At 70.7% G+C, this 18,111-nt stretch carries 24 protein-coding genes and 1 tRNA gene; 16 read left to right on the top strand and 9 right to left on the bottom strand.

Going from position 1 to position 18,111, the window contains the following annotated elements; all coding sequences use genetic code 11:
* Positions 1-13 precede the first annotated feature (13 nt).
* The 14 genes from ACBI99_RS44710 to ACBI99_RS44645 all read left to right on the top strand — a co-directional run bounded on the left by ACBI99_RS44710 (position 14) and on the right by ACBI99_RS44645 (position 11,382).
* Positions 14-472, top strand: coding sequence for a phage tail tube protein (locus ACBI99_RS44710; protein ID WP_375075298.1), 459 nt, complete (start codon positions 14-16; stop codon positions 470-472).
* On the top strand, positions 472-1,059 hold the full coding sequence (locus tag ACBI99_RS44705; protein ID WP_375075297.1) for a hypothetical protein: 588 nt from the start codon (positions 472-474) through the stop codon (positions 1,057-1,059). The genes ACBI99_RS44710 and ACBI99_RS44705 overlap by 1 nt, the downstream gene beginning before the upstream one ends.
* 158 nt (positions 1,060-1,217) lie before the next feature.
* Complete coding sequence (locus tag ACBI99_RS44700; RefSeq protein WP_375075296.1) at positions 1,218-3,875, top strand: hypothetical protein; 2,658 nt, start codon at positions 1,218-1,220, stop codon at positions 3,873-3,875.
* Between the two features lie 33 nt (positions 3,876-3,908).
* Positions 3,909-4,160, top strand: a complete 252-nt coding sequence (locus tag ACBI99_RS44695) for a hypothetical protein (protein ID WP_375075295.1) — start codon at positions 3,909-3,911, stop codon at positions 4,158-4,160.
* Between the two features lie 2 nt (positions 4,161-4,162).
* Entirely contained in the window at positions 4,163-4,696 is a 534-nt protein-coding gene (locus ACBI99_RS44690) for a hypothetical protein (RefSeq protein WP_375075294.1), read from the top strand.
* Positions 4,697-4,700: 4 nt separating this feature from the next.
* Positions 4,701-5,138 carry a hypothetical protein gene (locus tag ACBI99_RS44685; protein WP_375075293.1) on the top strand — a complete coding sequence of 146 codons (438 nt, stop codon included), beginning with the start codon at positions 4,701-4,703 and terminating at the stop codon, positions 5,136-5,138.
* 58 nt (positions 5,139-5,196) lie between these two features.
* On the top strand, positions 5,197-7,044 hold the full coding sequence (locus ACBI99_RS44680; RefSeq protein WP_375075292.1) for a hypothetical protein: 1,848 nt from the start codon (positions 5,197-5,199) through the stop codon (positions 7,042-7,044).
* 54 nt (positions 7,045-7,098) lie between these two features.
* Positions 7,099-8,916, top strand: a complete 1,818-nt coding sequence (locus tag ACBI99_RS44675; RefSeq protein ID WP_375075291.1) for a hypothetical protein — start codon at positions 7,099-7,101, stop codon at positions 8,914-8,916.
* A 2-nt stretch (positions 8,917-8,918) separates the two neighbouring features.
* Complete coding sequence (locus ACBI99_RS44670) at positions 8,919-9,296, top strand: hypothetical protein (RefSeq protein WP_375075290.1); 378 nt, start codon at positions 8,919-8,921, stop codon at positions 9,294-9,296.
* Positions 9,297-9,389: 93 nt separating this feature from the next.
* Positions 9,390-9,731, top strand: coding sequence for a hypothetical protein (locus tag ACBI99_RS44665; protein WP_375075289.1), 342 nt, complete (start codon positions 9,390-9,392; stop codon positions 9,729-9,731).
* Positions 9,732-9,743: 12 nt separating this feature from the next.
* On the top strand, positions 9,744-9,872 hold the full coding sequence (locus ACBI99_RS44660; protein WP_375075288.1) for a hypothetical protein: 129 nt from the start codon (positions 9,744-9,746) through the stop codon (positions 9,870-9,872).
* The gene (locus ACBI99_RS44655; RefSeq protein ID WP_375075287.1) at positions 9,856-10,617 is read left to right on the top strand and encodes a CHAP domain-containing protein; all 762 of its coding nucleotides are present in this window, start codon (positions 9,856-9,858) and stop codon (positions 10,615-10,617) included. Before ACBI99_RS44660 ends, ACBI99_RS44655 begins: the two co-directional genes overlap by 17 nt.
* Positions 10,614-10,979 (top strand): hypothetical protein, encoded by a 366-nt coding sequence (locus ACBI99_RS44650; RefSeq protein ID WP_375075286.1) that lies wholly within the window; start codon positions 10,614-10,616, stop codon positions 10,977-10,979. Before ACBI99_RS44655 ends, ACBI99_RS44650 begins: the two co-directional genes overlap by 4 nt.
* Positions 10,980-11,121: 142 nt before the next feature.
* Entirely contained in the window at positions 11,122-11,382 is a 261-nt protein-coding gene (locus tag ACBI99_RS44645; RefSeq protein WP_375075285.1) for a hypothetical protein, read from the top strand.
* Positions 11,383-11,730: 348 nt separating this feature from the next.
* Here ACBI99_RS44645 and ACBI99_RS44640 read toward each other — a convergent pair whose 3' ends face one another.
* From ACBI99_RS44640 to ACBI99_RS44605, 8 genes are all read right to left on the bottom strand, one after another.
* Positions 11,731-12,081, bottom strand: coding sequence for a hypothetical protein (locus tag ACBI99_RS44640; protein WP_375075284.1), 351 nt, complete (start codon positions 12,079-12,081; stop codon positions 11,731-11,733).
* On the bottom strand, positions 12,039-12,188 hold the full coding sequence (locus ACBI99_RS44635; protein ID WP_375075283.1) for a hypothetical protein: 150 nt from the start codon (positions 12,186-12,188) through the stop codon (positions 12,039-12,041). Before ACBI99_RS44635 ends, ACBI99_RS44640 begins: the two co-directional genes overlap by 43 nt.
* A gap of 58 nt (positions 12,189-12,246) precedes the next feature.
* Complete coding sequence (locus ACBI99_RS44630; protein ID WP_375075282.1) at positions 12,247-13,401, bottom strand: hypothetical protein; 1,155 nt, start codon at positions 13,399-13,401, stop codon at positions 12,247-12,249.
* Positions 13,402-13,494: 93 nt separating this feature from the next.
* Complete coding sequence (locus ACBI99_RS44625; protein WP_375075281.1) at positions 13,495-14,805, bottom strand: glycosyltransferase; 1,311 nt, start codon at positions 14,803-14,805, stop codon at positions 13,495-13,497.
* On the bottom strand, positions 14,792-14,950 hold the full coding sequence (locus tag ACBI99_RS44620) for a hypothetical protein (RefSeq protein ID WP_375075280.1): 159 nt from the start codon (positions 14,948-14,950) through the stop codon (positions 14,792-14,794). Before ACBI99_RS44620 ends, ACBI99_RS44625 begins: the two co-directional genes overlap by 14 nt.
* A 168-nt stretch (positions 14,951-15,118) precedes the next feature.
* Positions 15,119-15,622 carry a hypothetical protein gene (locus ACBI99_RS44615; RefSeq protein WP_375075279.1) on the bottom strand — a complete coding sequence of 168 codons (504 nt, stop codon included), beginning with the start codon at positions 15,620-15,622 and terminating at the stop codon, positions 15,119-15,121.
* A gap of 144 nt (positions 15,623-15,766) precedes the next feature.
* On the bottom strand, positions 15,767-15,958 hold the full coding sequence (locus tag ACBI99_RS44610) for a hypothetical protein (protein ID WP_375075278.1): 192 nt from the start codon (positions 15,956-15,958) through the stop codon (positions 15,767-15,769).
* 149 nt (positions 15,959-16,107) lie between these two features.
* A complete protein-coding gene (locus ACBI99_RS44605; RefSeq protein WP_375075277.1) occupies positions 16,108-16,473 on the bottom strand; it encodes a hypothetical protein in 366 nt (121 codons plus the stop codon).
* Positions 16,474-16,559: 86 nt separating this feature from the next.
* Here ACBI99_RS44605 and ACBI99_RS44600 point away from each other — a divergent pair, with 86 nt between their 5' ends.
* On the top strand, positions 16,560-17,336 hold the full coding sequence (locus ACBI99_RS44600) for a GntR family transcriptional regulator (protein WP_375075276.1): 777 nt from the start codon (positions 16,560-16,562) through the stop codon (positions 17,334-17,336).
* Between the two features lie 32 nt (positions 17,337-17,368).
* Here ACBI99_RS44600 and ACBI99_RS44595 read toward each other — a convergent pair whose 3' ends face one another.
* The gene (locus tag ACBI99_RS44595) at positions 17,369-17,860 is read right to left on the bottom strand and encodes a hypothetical protein (RefSeq protein ID WP_375075275.1); all 492 of its coding nucleotides are present in this window, start codon (positions 17,858-17,860) and stop codon (positions 17,369-17,371) included.
* A 183-nt stretch (positions 17,861-18,043) separates the two neighbouring features.
* Between ACBI99_RS44595 and ACBI99_RS44590 the strand changes: the two genes are divergently transcribed.
* A tRNA-OTHER gene (locus ACBI99_RS44590) sits at positions 18,044-18,108 on the top strand.
* Positions 18,109-18,111: the final 3 nt, after the last annotated feature.

Genomic DNA, 18,111 nt, shown 5'->3' with positions numbered 1-18,111 from the left:
GGAGGCGCCCACCATGACCCAGCGGCGGATCAACGCGCGCGACATCATCGTCCAGGTCGAAGACTCCACCCCGGACAGCTGGCTGGCCATCGAGAACCTCGCGAGCGCCACCTTCAACCGGGGCGAGAACGAGGAGACGGCCGACACCACCGACTTCGAGAGCGAGGGCGCCTACGAGCAGGAGGTCATGCAGCGCGGCGCCTCGATGAGCCTGGCCGGCCAGGAGCTGCGCGACGACACGACCGGCGAACTGCAGCCGGGCCGCGCCCGCGTGGAGGAGATGGCCGGCGAGGACAAGGTCGGGGCGGCCAGCCTCGGCCGGATCCGGTTCCGCCACCCCACGCAGACCGTGTGGCGGATCTGGAAGTGCACCTTCTCCCTCGGCGAGAACGGCGGCGACACCAACGCCAAGAGCGGCTGGGCAGCCACGATCACCAAGAGCGGCCTGTCGAGCACCGCCCCGGTGACCTGATGCAGGAGACCCCGAACGACGACGTGCACGACGAGGCGCACGACGACGTCGCCGACGATGCCCATGCCGACGTGCACGACGACGTCGACGACCCCCAGGAGGCCGAGGGCGAATCGTGGGACGCGTTCTGGGACGAGGTCCTGCGCGTGTCCCCGACGGTCACGATCCGCGGCACGCGGGTGCGCCGGCCGGCCGATCTGCCGATCTCGTTCGACGAGAGGCTGGCCCGGGCCAGCAACGGCAACGACGAGCAGACCTTCCGGATGCTGCTCGGGGAACTGTTCGGCACCGACGTGCTCGACACGTGGGTGGCGGCCGGGATGGGCAGCCGCGAGTTCAAGACCGTGCTGACGTGGGGGGTCGCGTGCGGCCGCGGCCGGCCGATCAGCTTCCGCGAAGCGTATGAGCGGATCGAGGCTCGAGAAGCGGCGGACCGGGAGGCGACGGCCCTGGGAAAAGCCCCGGAGGGTCCGGAGGACTCGGAGAGCTCGACGCCGACGAGCGAAGAATCCGCCGGTACTGGCCGCTCATCGAGGCGGACTTCCGCCGCGAGTACAAGCTCAAGCCGAAAGCGATCGCGAGCCTGACCTGGCGTGAGTTCTGGACCCTCCTCGAAGGCCTGTCCACCGGCTCCCTGTACCGAACCGTGGTCGCACGCGAACCGCTGGATCTGAGCGGCGAACGAGCCGCCGACTTCATCAGCACGGCCTAGCTCCCGAAGGGCGGTGATGTCATGCCGCTCACAGTGGGCCAGCTGGTCGCTCTCATCGACGCCGACGACAAGGGATTCCAACGCGGCGTCGACCAGACCGAGAAGGGCCTGAACCGGCTCGAATCATCGGCCGCCAAGTCGACGGCGCGCATGGAATCCACCGTCTCCAAGGCCTTCACCAGCATGGCCCGCAGCGCGTCGGACGCCCTGTCCGACGTCGGAGATCAGGCCGCCGAGCTGCTGAAGTACGGCGAGATCGACATCGAGGTGGACGCCGAGATCGCCGGCGCGCTCGCCGCGCTGCAGACGATCGACAGCGAGCTGGACCAGATCGACGGCCGGCGGGTCGCGCCCAGCGTGGACGTGGATCTCGACACGCGCGGCATGGCCTCCAAGCTGGGAGGGTTCGCCGAATCGGTCGGCGGTGCTCTCGCGGCGGCGGTCCGGACAACCGGCGGGCCTGTCCTGATCGGCGCACTCGGCGGCGTCGCGGCGGTGGTGGGGCCGGCGGTCGGCGCCGCGATGGGCGGCGCGATCGTCGCCGGGATCGGTGCCAAGCTCACCACCCTCGGCGTGCAGTCCCTGTTCTACGTCCAGGAGATCGACAAGTCGTGGTCGGCGGCCGAGAAGAAGCGCGTCGAGGCCGCGAACAAGCAGGCCAAAGAGCTGCAGTCGCAGTTCCAGGAGCTCGCCCGCGATCTGACCCTGGAGATGCAGGACGCCTCCCAGCCGCTGCTGTCGGTGCTGGACGAGGCGCGAGTCCAGGCCCGCGAGGTCGGCAAGGACATCGGTCCCAACCTGCGCGAAGGCTTCGAGGAAGCGCGCGTACCGCTGGAGCAGTTCCTCCGCGACGCCGGAGACGGGCTAAAAAATCTTGGCGATTCGATCCCATCGCTGATGGGCGGCTTCGGAGACGTGCTCCAGGGCCTCGACATCAAGGGCCTGCTGTCCGACCTCGGAGAAGAGTTCACCGACCTCGGCCGGATCGTCAGCGAGAACCGATCCACCATCGGCGCCGTGCTCAACGGGCTGCTGGACGTGATCCCCCTCGCGGTCGACGGGCTCGGCCGAGTGATCGAGTTCTTCGGGACGCTGGGAAACGCGGTCGTCACCTCGGGAGCGGTCATCACCGAGCGCATGGCCGGCGTGGTCGGCGTCGTCACCGATGTCGGCACCGGCGTGCTGACCGTGGTGCGCAACATCGGCCAGGCGTTGACGCACGTCCCCGGCATGGAAGGCCTCGGCAAGAAGATCGTCGCAGGTGCCGACGCTGGGATCGCCAAGCTGCGGGAGTTCAAACAGGCCGCTGACGAGGCGGCCCGCGTCGTCCGGCTGAAGGCCGACATCGTCGACATCCAGCAGAAACTCGACGTGGCGATGACGCTGCTCGACGACCCGAACCTGACCAAGGAACGCCGGGCACAGATCAACGCCGAGATCGACAAGCTGGTGGCGGCCAAGGGCGAGGCGCTGCGACAGCTCGGCGACCCCGCCCTCATCGCCGAGTACAAGTCGAACGTCGTCACGGACATCACCGCCCTGCAGTCCCGGCTGGCCGATGCGCGCAAGGAGCTCAAGGACCCGGAGCTGACCAAGGAGCGCAAGTCCGCGCTGAAGGCGGAGATAGCCCAGCTCCAGGAGAGCGTGAAGCGGGCCAAGGCGGCGCTGGACTCGCTCCAGGACAAGACCGTCCACGTGACGACGATCTACTCGTCGAAGACCGGCAAAGCGGCTGCACTGGCGAAGGCCTCCAAGTACGCGCGCGGCGGCATCCAATCGGGCGACGGCCGCGTCAAGTACATGGCGGCCGGCGGTGTCATGGGCGGCTCGTCGATGGCGCCGCCACCGGATGTCGCCAGCGAGGCGACGTTCCTGCCCCACTCCAACACCGTGTACGGCGAGGCGGGGCGCGAGGCGTTCATCCCGTACGCGAGCCGCTACCGCTCGCGGGCGGTCGACATCCTCGGCCGGGTCGCCGACGACTTCGGCATGGAGCTGTATTCGCGCGAGGCCGCTACGCGCATCACCCGCGTGGGCGAGACGGTTGATGCCGCCAGCACCGAGCTGGTGAGCGGCATGGACGGCGTGCTGCGCGGCCTCGAATCCACGCTCGGCCACACTGGCAGCCTCACCTCCACCATCGGCCAGGTCGGGGAGGTGGGCGGGCAGCTGGTCGAAGGGTGGACGACCGGCTCCCACCTGGTGGCCGACACGGTGCGGGCGGTCAGCGGTGAGCTTGGCGGCAGCATGGAGTCCTGGGGATCGGTCGTGTCCGTGTCCGTCTCCGACATGTCGGAGTCGATGACGGGCAGCATCGGTGACCTGTCGCTGTCGGTGAATGATCTGACCGCTGTGCTGGCCCAAGCGGCCGATGCGGCCCTGTCGGGCGGATCGTCGAAGCCTGGGGGGAAGAAGTCGCCCAAGGGCGGCACCGGCCTGGCCAGCCAGGGCTCGAAGCTCCCGCCCCCGCCAGGGTCCAAGGGCGACACCGGCCTGGGCAGTCAGGGCGCGAAGATCGGCGGCCCGCCGATGTCGCAAGAGCCTCCGCCGCTCGACCTCAGCAATAGCAACGCCACCCGAGGCAACGGCGGAGTGACGGTCCACATCGGCACCGCGGTGATCCGCGAGGACGCCGACATCCCCAAGATCGGCAAGAACGTGGCGTTCAACGTGATGGCCCGCCCCTTCTAGCCCCCAGTTCTACGACAGGAAGGCGGCACAGCCGTGGCCGTGCAGGGATACAGCGAGGCGGACCTGGCCCGGCTGCGGTCGGTCGCGGCCCGGCCTCAGGGCTGGTCGCACCGGGTCAAACCGCAGGTCACCGAGTACCGGGATGTGGTGACCGGCCACTGGGTCAAGGTCATCCGAGACGAATACCAGCGGGTGCGGATGCGGTGGTCGGGGCAGGACGCGCACGTCATCCTGCCCCACCTCCGCGTCAACCCGTGGGTCGGCATCACCGAGGAGCGAGAGTAGAGATGGCCAAGAGAATCATCCGGCGCGGCATCGCCGCGCTCCAGGCCGAACTGGGCCTGCTGGAGGCGCTGAAGCCGTTCGAGGACAACCACCAGGACGCCAAGGAGCGTTTCAGCGAGGCGGTCGCCTCCGGGGACCGGGCCCGCATCGTGGCCGCCAAGCAGGCCAAGGTGGAGGCGGCCAACCGGCTGGAGGACGTGCGCACCTGGCTGCGCCGTGAGGCGGCCATCGTCAAACTCCAGACCATCACCATCCCGCGCCTGGAGCAGCGGCTGGCCGCCCCGATCCTGGCCGATGGCAAGGACGCGGGCGAGGACCTTGAGGAGCGGGCCCGCCTGGAGGGTGCGCTCGCCGCCGCCCGCGCCGAGCTGGAGGCGCTGGGTCGGGAGGCGACCGCCTTCCGGGCCGGGCTGGAGGCGCTCGGCGCCGTCGTGTCCGGCCATCCGGTGCCGCCTGATCTGCCGCCGGGCAGCGCCGATGTGACCGTGGCGCCGATCGCCGCCAAGACGACCGTCAACCGCCGGAAGGAGAAGTAGGACCATGGCTTCTGGTGTGTTCCTGCCCTCGCTGGAGGACATCCTCGACGCGACCGGGCTCGCCCTCGCGTGGGATGCCGAAGACCATCAGTGGGCGCTGTACGACGCGACCGGCGCCGCCGCCGCCGACTACAACGCCGACACCGTCTACACGACCACGAACGAGATCGCCGGCACCGGCTACACGGCGGGCGGCAAGCTGGTGCTGGGGACGGCGTTCTCCCGGCCGGGCGCCGGCGTCATGAAGTACTCCTCGAACGCGGTGCAGTGGGACGGCTCCACCCTGTCGGGGGTGCGGATGGTCAAGCAGTACGCCGCCGCCGTCGCCGGTGATCCGCTCATGTTCGGCATCGACCTGGTCACGCCGGTCAACACCGCCGACGGCACCCTGCTCATCACCCCGCACAGCAACGGGCTGGTCACCTTCGACTTGACCCCGTAACCGCCGCGCGCCCCCCGTCCCTGCCTGTTCCCGTACCGCGTTCTGAAGGGGGTGGGCGGTGGCCATCGACATCGACGCCAGCAGCCCGGCGCTCGCAACCCAGCAGTCCGACACCGTCACCACCGCATCGTTCACCCGCCCAGCCGGGGCGGTACTCGTCGCCACCGTGATGGGACTGTCCGACACCGCGTTCACCGTCTCCGGCGGTGGCCTCACGTGGACGCGGCGGGCCCAGATCGTCGACAACATCGTCCAGCGGGTCGAAATCTGGACCGCCCCCGTCACCGGCTCCGGCAGCATGACCGTCACCGCCAACGCGAGCGGCGAGTGGGAGACGATGGCCATCAAGGTCGACGCCGCCACCGGCCAGCACCCGACCGCCTACATCGGCCAGACAAACACCGGCACCGCCACCACCAACCCGATCAACGTCACCGGCTACGTCAGCTCCGACGACGGCAGCCGAGGGTTCTTCGGCGCGATCGACGGCAACGGGCTCGGCAACCCGACCGTCCAGGACGGCGACACCGGATTCCCGTGGAATATCACCAGCTTCGGCACGTCCGGCATCGCCATCCGCAAGGCGACCAACACGCCCACCGCCGGCACCAATGTGACGTTCTCCGCCGACGCGCCCGGCACCGGGGGGGCGGACTGGGCGTGGGCGGCGCTGGAGATCCTGCCCACCAGCCTCGGCGCCGAAGTCACCGCCGAAACCGTCGCGGTCGCCGCGGCGGTCCCGGCCCCGGCCGCCACCGCGTCAGCCTCACGCACCCCTGCCACCGTCACCGCGGCGGCGACGGTCCCGGGCCCGGCCGTGTCGGCGGGGGTGCACGCGCACCCGTCCACCATCGCCGTCGCTGCGGCGCTGCCGCCGCCGACGGTCACCACCGAGGAGACCGAGACGGTAGTCCCGCCCACGGTCACGGTCGTCGTCGCCCTCCCGGCCCCGGCCGCCAGCGTGGCGGCGGCCCGCACCCTGGCCGCCGTCGCCGCGACCGTGGCCATGCCGCCGCCGTCGGTGTCGGCGAGCGTCAGCGTCACCCTGCCCACGGTCGCCGTCGACACCGCCATGCCCGCCCCGGCCGTCACCGTGCCGGTGCTGCCTGGAGACCAGATCACCCGGCCGGGACAGGTCGAATGGCGCGGCACCCTGCTCGGTTCCGGCACCCCGTACTCGTGGCAGGAGCTGCAAGGGTGGCGCGACAGCCCGCCGATCATCTCCGGGAACGTCGACCAGCCGCTCGGGCACGGCTCCTACCCGGGCCAGCCGTACGCCGGGGAACGCATCATCAACTGGGCCACCCTGTTGAAGGCGCCGCGCGACCAAGTCGGCCAGCTCGTCCGCGACCTGATCATGGCGACCGGCGTCCCCCAGTCGGAAGAGGAGGGCTACCTGGTCATCTGGGACTTCGACGACGACCAGCCCTACCTCGTCCAGGCCCATCTCACCAACCGGCAGCCCGGCCCCGTCAACCGTCAGGCCCGGCTCGGCCTGATGCGCGGCGCCCTCCAATGGACCGCCTCCGATCCGCGCCTGTACTCGGTGATCCGGCATTCGGCGACGATCCCGATCAACGTCGAGACGGCGATTCTCAACGACGGCAACGACAGCTCGCCGGCCGAGTTCCGTATCCCCGGCCCCGTCACCACACCGCAGATCGAGAACCTGACCACCGACCGCGTGATCGGCTTCAACCTGACCGTGGCCGCCGGGGAGACGCTGGTCATCGACGTGAAGAACGGCAACGTCACCATCGGCGACGCCAACAAGCTGTCCACCCTCATCGACGGCTCCACCAGCGTGAAGGACTTCGTTCTCGGCGCCGGAAGCAACCGGCTCTACTTCACGGCCGAGGCGGGCGGGACGGTCATGGAAGCGCTCTGGCGGCACGCCCTCAGTTAGACGCCCGGCCACTCGACGACAGGTCACCGGCCACCAACCTGAAGGGAGGTGGCCATGTCGGCGAGCCCGCGCCGCGTCCGCTTCCACGCTGTCACCCCTGGCCACGACCAGTTCCCGGCCCCGCCCGGCGTCGCCGCCGGCGACACCCTGATCGCGTTCGTCACCTCCACCGCCGCCCTCACCGACCTGCAAATCAGCGGCGGCAACCCGTGGACGCAGGTCGGCGCCAGCAGCGCCCCGTTCAACCAGATCAACACCACGGTCTTCGCCACCCAGGCCGGCCCGGACAACCCGACCACGTACGCGATCGACTACGACGGCAGCCAGGCCGCGCTCGTCGGCGTCCTGCACCTGCGCGGCGCCACCCTCTCCCAACTGCTGCTCGCCACCGACGCGGGCGAGGTCACGCCGGACGAGGTTCCGTGCCCCGACGCGAGCCCCGGCGTGGCCGGCGGCGTCGAAGTGCGGGTCGCGCTCGGCCGTGACAGCGCGATCGACCTCGTCTGGGACGACGGACTGTTCCCGGTCGAGGGCCAGGACCTGCTCGGCGACCTGTCCATGTACATCGGCGCCCGCACCAGCCTGACGGACGCCGACCTGCCCGTCCTCAACATGACCAGCAGCAGCCACGTCTTCGACTGGCAGGCGTGGACGCTCGTCGTCACCCCCGGCGACTATGTGCCGCCGCCGCCCCCCACCCCGAGCTTCACGCAGGGTAAGGGGATCGCGCTCTACCGGTACACCGCCCACGACTTTATGACCGGCACCTACATCGACGACATCTACCCCGACGACGTCACCTACGACAAGCGGATTCTGGAGCCGGGCCGCTTCTCCGGCAGGCTGCCGATCCCGAATCGGCGCGTCGCCGCCGCGGTGCGCCGCGTCATCCCCCGCCTCAAATCCGACCTGACGACGGGGCCGGGCCGGGTCGAGATCCGCATATGGCGCGACGGCGAGCTGTGGGGCCGCTACTGGCTGACCGGCGCCCGCCTCACCTGCGGACGCGACGGCAAGATCAGCGTCGAACTGCGGGGGTCCACGCTGGACGCCTACTGGTACAGCGTCCGCGTCCGCGACACCCTCGAACTCGCCGGCGACCAGGTCATCAACGTGCGCGGCCTGCTCCAGCACGCCCAGTCCCGGCCGGGCGCGTTCTCCGGCATCCTGTTCCAGCCGGGCGCCTCCGGCGTGGACCGGCCGCTGACCGCGACCAAGGACAACGGCACCAGCTACGGTCGAGCCGCCGCCGAATACGCCCGCACCGACGGCGGCTTCGAATACACGCTGACCGAGACGATCGGCGGCGCCGGCGTCCAATCCACGTGGACGTGGGCCTACCCCAAGCTCGGCTCCGACACGGTGCACCTGTTCTCGCAGTCGCCCAACGGCGGCGAGACCGCCGAATGGTCCCTCGACATCGACGCCCTCCAGGGCGGCACCGACTTCGAGGTGCGCGGCGGCACCCCCGAAACCGACGCCACCGAGACCCGCACCCCCGTCTACTCGGCGATGGTCACCACCCCGCACCGGGCGGCCGGCTGGCCGCGCATCGACGCCTTGGTGGACCACCCGCACCAGTCCACCGACGCGGGCACGCTCGACGCATACGCCGCCTACTGGGCGGCCCGCTCCGGCGGCGCCCTGTGGGTGCGCACCCTGACCGTGTTCCTCGGCAAAAGCCCGTCACTGTCCATGAACAGCCTCGGCGACATGGCCCGCCAGGTGATGTCGAACGTGTGGTACGAGCACGAGGACGGCGGCGCGGGCCTCGACATCGGCGAACGCATCATCGGCATCAGCATCCGGCCGCCGCAGAAGGGCCGCGGCAAGGAAGAGGCAACGCTCGTGCTCGAAAGCGTGGGGGTGTAGCTGTGGCAGACGTGTACGGCTCCGGTCTGGAGCACATGCTGCAGGACCTGATCAGGCGGGTGCAGAAGCTGGAGGCGGGCCAGCGTGGCGGGCCGGGCTTGACCGTCGGCCAGGCGTCCGGGGCGTTCCTGCTGCCGGCCACGACCACCCCGGCCGCCCCGGACAACGGCGCCTACCTGTACGCCGACTTCGCGGGCACCGTCCGCTGGCGGGGCCCGTCCGGTGAGGGCGCGGTGGGCGGCCTGTCCGGCATCCCGGCGGTGACCTGGTCGCTGTTCAACCCGCCCGCCACCTATGACCAGGCCCACATCCAGACGATCATCAACACGCTGGAGTCGCTGCAGGCGTCGTACACGGCGCTGTACAACGCCCTCACCTGAGCCGGTGGCCGCCCGGGCGGGGTCTGAGGATGCGCCCCTAGGGATGCGCGGGCGGCCACCACTTCCCGGCGACCGTACACCAGGGAGGTGCGCGTGACCGACCATACGCCTGCGGATCTCCACCTGGCACTCGCCAAGCTCAGCGAGATCACGGCCGTCGGCATCGCCGACATCAAGGGCCAGCTCGCGCTGCTCGTGCAGCGGGCCGACCACGCCGAGCGGCGCGTCGACGAGCTCGCCGCGCGCATCAGCGAGATCAGCTCGGCCAGCGAAGCGCGCTACGCCGCGCTGGAGACCCGGCTGGACACACTCGACCGCGAGGCGGTGACGCGGCCGCAGCTGGCTGAGCGGTCACGGCAGATCATCGGCATCGTCAGCGTGGTCGTCGCGATCCTGGCGCTGATCGCCACCGTCGTCATCGCACTCATCAAGTAGGGAGGACCCCTCATGTCCGAGCCGATGCAGCCAGCCCCGCAGGGCGGCGCCGAGCCCACCCCGGGCGACGGGGACCAGGACGTGTCCCAGGACCCCGCCGTCACGTACGAGAGCGAGGTGGACGATGACCAGGACGCGTGACCGGCTGCTGGCCATCGCCCGCCACGAGCTCGGCACCCGCGAGCGGGCCGACGGCTCGTCGAAGTACGGCACCTGGTACCAGCGTGTCAAGCACGCGCCCGGCTTCGACCTCGCGCCGTGGTGCCAGATGTTCACCGGCTGGTGCGCCGACCGCGCCGGCATCCCAGAGTCGGCGTTCCCGCGCATGGCCTACACCCCGTACGCCGTGGCCTGGTTCAAGGACCGCGGCCGCTGGGGCACCCGGCCGAAGGTGGGCGCGCTGGTGTACTTCAACTTCCCCGGCGGCGATGCGGTGGACCACGTCGAGATCGTCGAGGCCGTGCGCAAGGACGGCTCGATCGTCACCATCGGCGGCAACGTGGGCAACCGCGTCCAGCGGCTGATACGGCGGAGCAACATCGCCGGCTACGGCTACCCCGACTATTCCGACCCGGCGCCGGCCAAGCCGCCCGCCCCTGCCAAGCCCGCGCTGACTGCGACGGAGGAGATCGTGAAGAAGCTGCCCGCCCTGACGCTCGGCGACGGCCGCCGCGAGGGCGACCCGATCCGTTGGGACGTCAAGACGCTGCACTACCTGCTCATGGCCCGCGACATGGTGGAGGCCGTCGACCTGGTGGGCGTCGCCGACACCGAGTTCGCGCCGATCCACGCCGCCGGCGTGCGCCGCCTGCAGAAGAGCGCCGGCCTGCCGGTGACCGGCCGGGTCGACGACCGCACCTGGGCCGCGCTGCTGCGGGTCTCATGAGCGCCGCTGGCGTGGGCATGCCCGCCCTGCTGCACCTTGACGCCTTCGGACGGCAGCTCACGGAGGCCTTCGGCCACACTCCCTACCTGGTGGGGTCGGCGGCACGCGGCAAGACGTGGCGGGACGTGGACGTCCGTCTCATGCTGCCCGACGACGAGTTCGACGCCATGTTCCCCGAGTTCCGTACGCCGGGGCGGACGCATGCGCGGTGGTCGATGATGTGCGCTGCGATCTCCGAGCTGGGACGCGCCCGTACGGGGCTGCCGATCGACTTCCAGATCCAGCGAACCAGCGACGCCAACGAGCAGTACGGCGGCGGTGTCCGGCACGGCCTCGGCCTCATCTACTACTGGACCGCCTGACGTGGTCGACGACTTGGCCCGCCTGTACCTGACCCGGACGGCACGGGCCACCCATCACCCGCCGCAGGCGGCGGCCACCGCTACCTGCGGCGGTTCCAAATCTTCGCCCTCAGATGAGGGCGGTGTCCTCGGAGGAGGAGCCATGCAGCACAACATGCCCATCGAGTACGGCCGGCCCAAGGTCGAGGCCAAGGTGAAGGCCAGCACGGTCGGCGCCTACCTCGGCCTGCTCGCGATCCTGGCCCCGCTCCAGGCCGTCAACGGCAACCTGGACCTGATCGAGTTCCTGCCCGACTGGCTGGAGACCCTCGCGATCCCGCTGCTGCCCGGCCTCGTCACGTACGTGTCCGGGTACGTGGCCAAGCACGAGCCCCGCCCCGACCTGCCCATCGGGCAGCGGTAGATCCGACACAGTGTCAGCGCCGGCAGCGTCCTGCAGCACCACTGTGTAAGATCCGGATCAGGCGTACGCCGAAGGACTCCCACACAGGGGGGACGTTCAGGGATGGGTAGATCAGCCCCGGCCCGTGGCCGCAGTGCTGGCCGGTCCCCGCAACCGTAAGCGGGTCCCTGTTCCCCCGCCACCTGATGGCACCACCCCTGGCGCCGTACCACGGCTGGGCGCCAGGGCCCCACAAGCTGGCCAGCGTGCAGGCCTGACTCCTCGCTCGTTCGAGGACAAGTGGCGCCGCCACGCACGAAAGCCCCCGCTCGGTCCCTCGGGACCGGGCGGGGGCCGTTTCGCGTTGGGCTATGGCTCCGTGGTGGCACAGCTGCAGGGAACGGTGACGAGCGTGCCCTTCTCGTCATCCACGTGCGTGACCTGCCGGGAGCCGAGGCAGTAGCGGCAGCCGATCGCCGCGGCGATCCACGGATCCTGCCAGACCCGGTGCTGCCACGCCGGCGGCGGCCCGCCAGGCGGTGGCTCGGCGGACTGCTCGGCGGGCTCGTGCGCGCCGCCGACGACCCCGCGGCCGCCGCAGAACCGGCAGGCCAGGAACAGCGTGCCGAGCCGCTCGCCGCGCTGCCCTCCGCACTCCGGGCAGGTGATCGGGTCGGTCACGCGCGGCCGGACCCACGGCAGGTGGAGCACGGCACCCACTTGCGCTCCTGGTTCTTCTTGCCGTTCAGCTCCATCCATTCGCCTTGAGCACCCATGCAGGTGCCGCAGACGGGCGGCAGCTCCTCGTCGTCGTCGTCCTTGGCCATGCTTCGACGTTACGACGGGGACGGGTGCGTGTCAGGGGAACAGTCGTATACCCCGCGATCAGACTGCAGCACCCGAGCGCAGTGGGTGAACCTTCGCAAGATCGGCGGATGCCTGCCGGCGGATGTCGGCGAGCACCGCGCGCGCCCGCGCGTCCGACATCGAGCCGCCCTCGGCCACCACCGCGGCGGCCGCGTCCGTTCCCGTGATGCCGGGGTTAGCCTCCCACGCGGCTCGGATGATCTCCCGCTTGCGGTCGGGGGACAGGTCGCCGCGCGCTGCCAGCTCGGCGCGCTCCCTGCGCGCGCGCTGGGCCTCCGCGCGCGCGGCCTGCTCGGCCTGCAAGCGCCTGGCCTCGGCCGCGCGCTCCGCCTCCTCGCGCTGTGCCCGCTCGCGCTCGGCGGCGCGCTGCTCGGCCGCCAGCTGCTGCGCCGCCCTCAACCGCTCCGCGCGCTCCCGTTCGGCCTCCGCCGTCTGCTGGGCCGCCGCGCGTTCTGCGTCGGCGCGCGCCAGCGCCAGGCGCTCGGCCTCGGCCAGCTCGGCCGCCGTCAGGTGCTCAGACTCTGCGCGCGCGGCCGCTTGCCGTTCGGCGTCTGCGAGCTCGGCCGCCGCTTGCCGCTCGATCTCGGCCCGCTCGGCCGCCGCTTGCTCCGCCGCTTGCTGCGCGCGCGCCAGCCGCTCGGCTGCCGCTTGCTCGGCCGCTTGCCTCTCGGCCGCCAGGCGCTCGCGGCGCGCTTGCTCGTCCGCTTGCCGCTTGGCTTGCGCGCGCGCTTCCGCGCGCCGCCGCGCTTCCTTACGGGCGCGATTGCCGCGCTCGATCATGATCAGTGAGATGAGCGCCGGCGCGTCGATCACGACGGCTGTGCCGAGCGCGCGCGCCCCTCCGATGATCGGCGTGAGGAGCTCGACCTGAGCGGTCAGCGACATGGCCATGCCCAGCAGGAAGATCACTCCTACCGCGAGGCGGACGGGCCCGGGCGCGTCCACGACGAAGGCGTGGCACAGGAGCGCGGCCATCAGGACCGGCATGATGCTGGCTATCACGGCCAGGACCACGCGGCCCGTGGTGGACAGCGTGATCGCCGCGCCGTGCGAGCCTTCGTAGACGACGGCGTGCGTGATGTTCAGGCCCAAGCTGGCGGCACCCGTGATCAGGATGATGGACCACCAGAGCCCGCGCGCCTGGTCGGCGGTGGCCACGCTAGAGTCGGACATACGTTCGATCCTCTGGGGAAGGGGGGTCGGGCAGGCAGGGCTCTCCCAGGGCATGACTGTGCCGGGGAGGGCCCTGTTTCGTGAGGGGGCGCGTCAGGCGGCGGCGGCCGACGGCGCGGGGGCCGAGGGGGTCGCGGTGGCTGCCGGGCCGCGCGTCGACCAGGCGGTGGTGCGCGCCTGGAAGAGCGCCTGCCACATCGCCGGCCGCATCAGCAGCAGCTGCACGAGCATCCAGGGCGGGGTGAGCAGCAGCCACACCGCGACGCGCTGCCAGGCGGGCATGCCGGGCCGGCTGATCGCGTAGCGCAGGCCGATCGAGTAGGTGAGGCCGAGCCAGTAGACCAGGCCGTGCCACTGCAGGCCCTGGCCGGCGAGGGGCGCGACGATCGTGATCCACGCGAGTGCGATCGGGGTGAGCGCCGACATGACGAGCGCGTAGGCGCGCCACAGCATCGGCAGGCGCGGCAGGTTGGCGACCTCCCAGAGGGCGTACAGCCAGTAGGAGCGATACCAGCGGACGCGCTGCCGGTACATGCCGCGCAGGGTGTGCGGCATGTCGGTGTGCACGAGGGCCTCGTCGACGGCGACGGCCTGGCCGCGCTGCAGCGCGTAGTGGGTGAGCCGGCGGTCGTCGCCAGCGGTGCCCGACGTGACGTAGTCGTCGAGGTTGTCGAGCACGAGGTCGGCGCGGTAGAGGGACAGGGCGCCGGAGCACGGCGCGACGACGCCCATCCGGGAGCGGGCCGCGCGCAGGGTCAGGCATGCGCTGGTCATCTCCAGGTCGGTCAGCGCGGTCAGCCACGACCGGCCGCGGTTGCGCACGAGCGGCAGTCCGGTCGCGGCCTGGACGCGCGGGTCCGACATCGCGCGCAGCAGGTGCTGCAGGGCGCGCCGGTCGACCACGCTGTCGGAGTCCACGGTGAGGATGAAGTCGGCGGCCGGTGCGCCCTGGTCGCGCTGGTGGCGGAGCTCGTAGAGCACGCGGGCCTGCGCTTCCCTTTTGCCCGCGTTGCGCTGGTAGTGCCAGCGGATCCGCCGGTGCGACCACCACTCGACCCGTTGATCGCTGCCGTCGTCGACGACGCGGATCTCGTCGGGCACCACGGTGCCGGCCAGTAGCGCCTCGATCGTCGCGCGGAGGGCGGCGGGGTCCTCGTTGTACGAGGGCACGATCGCGACCACGCGGCCGGACGCGATCGGCAGGTGCGTGAAGCGCCGCGGCACCGCCGTGATCACGAGCACGACGACGAGCACGCCGGTGGTCAGCATGTAGACGAGCAGCGCGGGGTCGACGTCGGCCTGGCCGAACGTCAGCCGGTAGAAGGCGATCCAGCTGGCCGCCGCCGCCACCGCGCCGATGCCGGCGACGAGCCACCTGCCCAGGCCGGACCTACTGCCGTGCACGGCGCCGACTCCGGGTGGCCAGCCGGTAGACCCAGATGGCGGTGAGCACCAGGCCGGCGGCGACGGCCAGGACCGTCGGTAAGCCCAGCGAGACGCCGGCGATGGTGAGGCCAGCTCCGGTGAACGGCAGAGCGTCGTCGTACATGGGGGACTCCAGAGTCGTTGAAGGGGGTGGTGGCGGGCGGATGGCGTCGGGGCTGGGTGGATGTGGGGCCCCGCGGTGCCACCCGCCCGCCTCGGGAGACCACGGAGAGCCCTCCTCTCCATGATCACCCCGTGTGGTTCGGCCGCCGCAGCGCCGGCGGCCGAAGTCTCAGTCGAAGTCGCTGGCGTGCGGCTCCTGCAGCACGGAGATGAGGCAGGGGTTGCAGGCCCAGATTCGTGCGCCGGCCTGGTCGCGGCCGACGATCGTCATCGGCTGATCGGTGGCCTTGCAGCGGACGCACCAGTGGGTGGGAGAGCTGGGGTCGGAGAGCAGGTCTGTGGCTACCTCCAGCAGGTCGGAGGCTTCCTGCATCCGGGCGGCGAGAGCCTTGGGGATCGGCATCGGGGAGCTCGCGATGATGCTGCGTGCCTCCTGCATCATGCCGATCAGCTGGGCGCGGGCCTGCTCGACGACCATGCTCGCGCCCCCGGACTGGATACGTGCCTGGATGACGGCGTCCAGCGCACGGACCAGGAAGTAGCGGATCTCCTCGCACGCGGCTGCCTGGTCGTCGGTGAGCGTGACCCGGTCAGGGATCTCCAGGCGCAGCACCATGCTGGCCTCCAGGATGCGCGCGGTCACCGTGGCGGTCATGGTGTCCCAGGGCGACACGGTCTGTCCTCTCGATCGGGGATGGGCGGCCCCGCCCCCCGGGTCCGGTGGTTGGGTTGGGGCGGGGCCGTGTCCGGCGGAGGGGGTGCCGGACGTTCAGGCTCGGCCGACGCTGCCCGGACTGCTCTGCGGCGGCCGAGCTGCTCAGGAGTGCGCGGCCCCGCCGGGAGCGGGCAGCGCTCTGGAGCACCAGCCCAGGTCGGGGGCCGGCATCGACACGCCGCCACGGCCCGGAACTACCCAGACGGCCACCTCGTGCGAGAGCGGCCGCCCGAGCGGCGGACGGTGGCGGCGGTCGGGCGACTTCTCGCATCGGACCCGGTCGACCTTGGACATGGGATGATCCGTCGTTCGCCAGACGCCGCGCGAGATACGGACGATCTCCGCATCGCACCACTTGCAGGTGACGCCCGGATCGGCCAGGTCGACAGGGCCCGGATCCACATCGCCGGCGACATCGCTGGGCCCGGGCTCTCCCTGCGCAGTCATGACGCAGCCACCAGCTGCGGCAGGCGAAACTCAACCTCTGCATCGACCTGCCAACTGCCCTTGGAACGCCGGATCACGACCGACTCGACGTCGGATGCGTCGATCAGGGATGGGGTCGTGTCGGCCCGGCTGGGGTCCCAGGGGTAAGCGAGGGTGACGAGCAGTCCCGTCCTGCTGGGTGTGGCGGTGAAGGTGATGACGCCGTTCGAGGTGATCGTCGCCACGGCGTTCGCCGTCAGCGCGGCGACGGTACGCGACGCCTGGTCGGCGATGGGGGCAAGGTGCCCGGGCGTGATGGCTCGCACCCACGCCTGGGCGCTTTCGATCGACGCCGGAGCGCCGGGCAGCGATTGCTGATACATCGGGGGACCGCCTAAGGCTGGATGTCCAGGCTGTTATCAGGTCCCCCTAGCTTGAAACCTAGATATCCAACTGTCAAGCTGTCGGCGTGGATTCTGAAAGCAGCCGATACCGTCCGATCGCTGACGAGCTGGCGGGGCGGATCCGCGCCGGGCAGTTGAAAGAAGGCGATCAACTGCCGTCCATCCCCGACCTCATGAAGGTGCACGGGATCTCGAACGGCGTTGCGCGCAAGGTCCTGCGCACGCTGGTCTCCGAAGGGCTGGCCACGGCCAAGGCGGGCGCTGGCACGTATGTGAGGAGACGTCCGGCGATCCAGCGCATCGTTCGCCAGTGGCACAGCAACGCCGGCCGGGGCGGCCTGCCGCGCCTGGACGCAGACGGCCGGGTGATCGGCTCGGTGGGCTACGAGTCCAGAACGGTCGCCGGCCCTGCAGCCGTACGGGAGCGCCTCGGCCTGGATCCGCTCCCTGAAGGGCAGCGGCCGGACCTCATGCAGACCACGTACCTGCGGGAGGCGAACGACGAGCCGGTCTTCATCGAGATCTCGTGGGAGCCGCTGGAGCTCACCCGATCCACCGTGATCGCGTTTCCAGAGGACGGCCCGCACGGAGGTAAGGGCGTCGTCGAGCGCATGCGGCAGATCGGTGTGGAGGTGACACACGTACCCGAGGTCGTCTCGGCCAGGCAGGCGACCAGCGAAGAAGCGCGGCAGCTCGGCGTGGCGCCCGGGGATATCGTGCTCCTGGTCGAGCGCACGCACTATGCCGACACGCGGCCTGTCGAGACGGCCGACATCGTTGTTCCGGTCGACCGCTACCAGTTGGTGTATGGCGTGTCGAGGTGGGACGAGCCGGTGCCGTGACGGAGCTGGCCTGCTAGGTATTCCGCCGACGCTCAGACACCGTCGCTGGCGAACGGATACTTCTTGTGCAGACGGCAGACGAGCGCCAGCGTGCCGGACGAGATCTCGATTCCCATTCGGTAGAGATCGCGTTCTTCGCTGCCGGGCTCAGCCGCCATCCACTTGGCCATCATGCCCCGGGCGTCGGCCGAGGCCTTCGCTAGCTTGGGCCCAGCCTCCGCTTCCATCTCGCGGAGCAGGTAGTGCCAGAACTCGACCTTGTCCTGCTTGAGCTCGGCCCGGGGCGGGATGTCGAAGGCGCCGTCGTCGCTGGCACGGTTGACTCCGTAGAGCACGTCGTCGATGTTCGTGTCGGAGCACGCCGGGTCGATGCCGGCGGAGGCAGCACTGGGGGACGGAGCCGGGGCAACGGTCGACGAAGCGATCGTCGGCGAGCCAGCGGCCACCGGCGCCGCCGGGGCGGCGCTGCATGCCGTGGCGAGGAGGGCGGCGGCCGTGGCCGCGATGAGGTGCTGGGGGCGCATGAGGGCTCCAGGGACGTACGGACGGACGAGGGATAGACGCATGTCGGGCGCCGGCGGAGTACGCGATCTCCCTTGGGAGATTTATGGGAGACGCGATCTTGATTGGGAGACACTGAAAATCGCTGAGAATAGGTGAGAATTCTTCAGAATTGGCGTCTACCAGCGCCTTTAGTGATCGCGCAGGTAGGAGAGTTTGGCTGACTTCTCTGATAAGGAAGAGGTCCCAGGTTCAAGTCCTGGTAGCCCCACCC

The sequence above is a fragment of the Nonomuraea sp. ATR24 genome (genome assembly GCF_041950485.1).
Classification (GTDB): Bacteria; Actinomycetota; Actinomycetes; order Streptosporangiales; family Streptosporangiaceae; genus Nonomuraea; species Nonomuraea ceibae.
The sequence above is the reverse complement of the archived record's forward strand: the minus strand, read 5'-3'. Positions and strand labels throughout refer to the sequence as shown.

Excerpts from the sequence above, each read along its gene's own strand:
- ACBI99_RS44710 (WP_375075298.1), top strand. The coding sequence starts at position 14 with ATGACCCAGCGGCGGATCAACGCGCGCGACATCATCGTCCAGGTCGAA.
- ACBI99_RS44705 (WP_375075297.1), top strand. The coding sequence starts at position 472 with ATGCAGGAGACCCCGAACGACGACGTGCACGACGAGGCGCACGACGAC.
- ACBI99_RS44690 (WP_375075294.1), top strand. The coding sequence starts at position 4,163 with ATGGCCAAGAGAATCATCCGGCGCGGCATCGCCGCGCTCCAGGCCGAA.
- ACBI99_RS44685 (WP_375075293.1), top strand. The coding sequence starts at position 4,701 with ATGGCTTCTGGTGTGTTCCTGCCCTCGCTGGAGGACATCCTCGACGCG.
- ACBI99_RS44675 (WP_375075291.1), top strand. The coding sequence starts at position 7,099 with ATGTCGGCGAGCCCGCGCCGCGTCCGCTTCCACGCTGTCACCCCTGGC.
- ACBI99_RS44660 (WP_375075288.1), top strand. The coding sequence starts at position 9,744 with ATGTCCGAGCCGATGCAGCCAGCCCCGCAGGGCGGCGCCGAGCCCACC.
- ACBI99_RS44655 (WP_375075287.1), top strand. The coding sequence starts at position 9,856 with ATGACCAGGACGCGTGACCGGCTGCTGGCCATCGCCCGCCACGAGCTC.
- ACBI99_RS44650 (WP_375075286.1), top strand. The coding sequence starts at position 10,614 with ATGAGCGCCGCTGGCGTGGGCATGCCCGCCCTGCTGCACCTTGACGCC.
- ACBI99_RS44645 (WP_375075285.1), top strand. The coding sequence starts at position 11,122 with ATGCAGCACAACATGCCCATCGAGTACGGCCGGCCCAAGGTCGAGGCC.
- ACBI99_RS44635 (WP_375075283.1), bottom strand. The coding sequence starts at position 12,188 with ATGGCCAAGGACGACGACGACGAGGAGCTGCCGCCCGTCTGCGGCACC.
- ACBI99_RS44630 (WP_375075282.1), bottom strand. The coding sequence starts at position 13,401 with ATGTCCGACTCTAGCGTGGCCACCGCCGACCAGGCGCGCGGGCTCTGG.
- ACBI99_RS44620 (WP_375075280.1), bottom strand. The coding sequence starts at position 14,950 with ATGTACGACGACGCTCTGCCGTTCACCGGAGCTGGCCTCACCATCGCC.
- ACBI99_RS44610 (WP_375075278.1), bottom strand. The coding sequence starts at position 15,958 with ATGTCCAAGGTCGACCGGGTCCGATGCGAGAAGTCGCCCGACCGCCGC.
- ACBI99_RS44605 (WP_375075277.1), bottom strand. The coding sequence starts at position 16,473 with ATGTATCAGCAATCGCTGCCCGGCGCTCCGGCGTCGATCGAAAGCGCC.
- ACBI99_RS44595 (WP_375075275.1), bottom strand. The coding sequence starts at position 17,860 with ATGCGCCCCCAGCACCTCATCGCGGCCACGGCCGCCGCCCTCCTCGCC.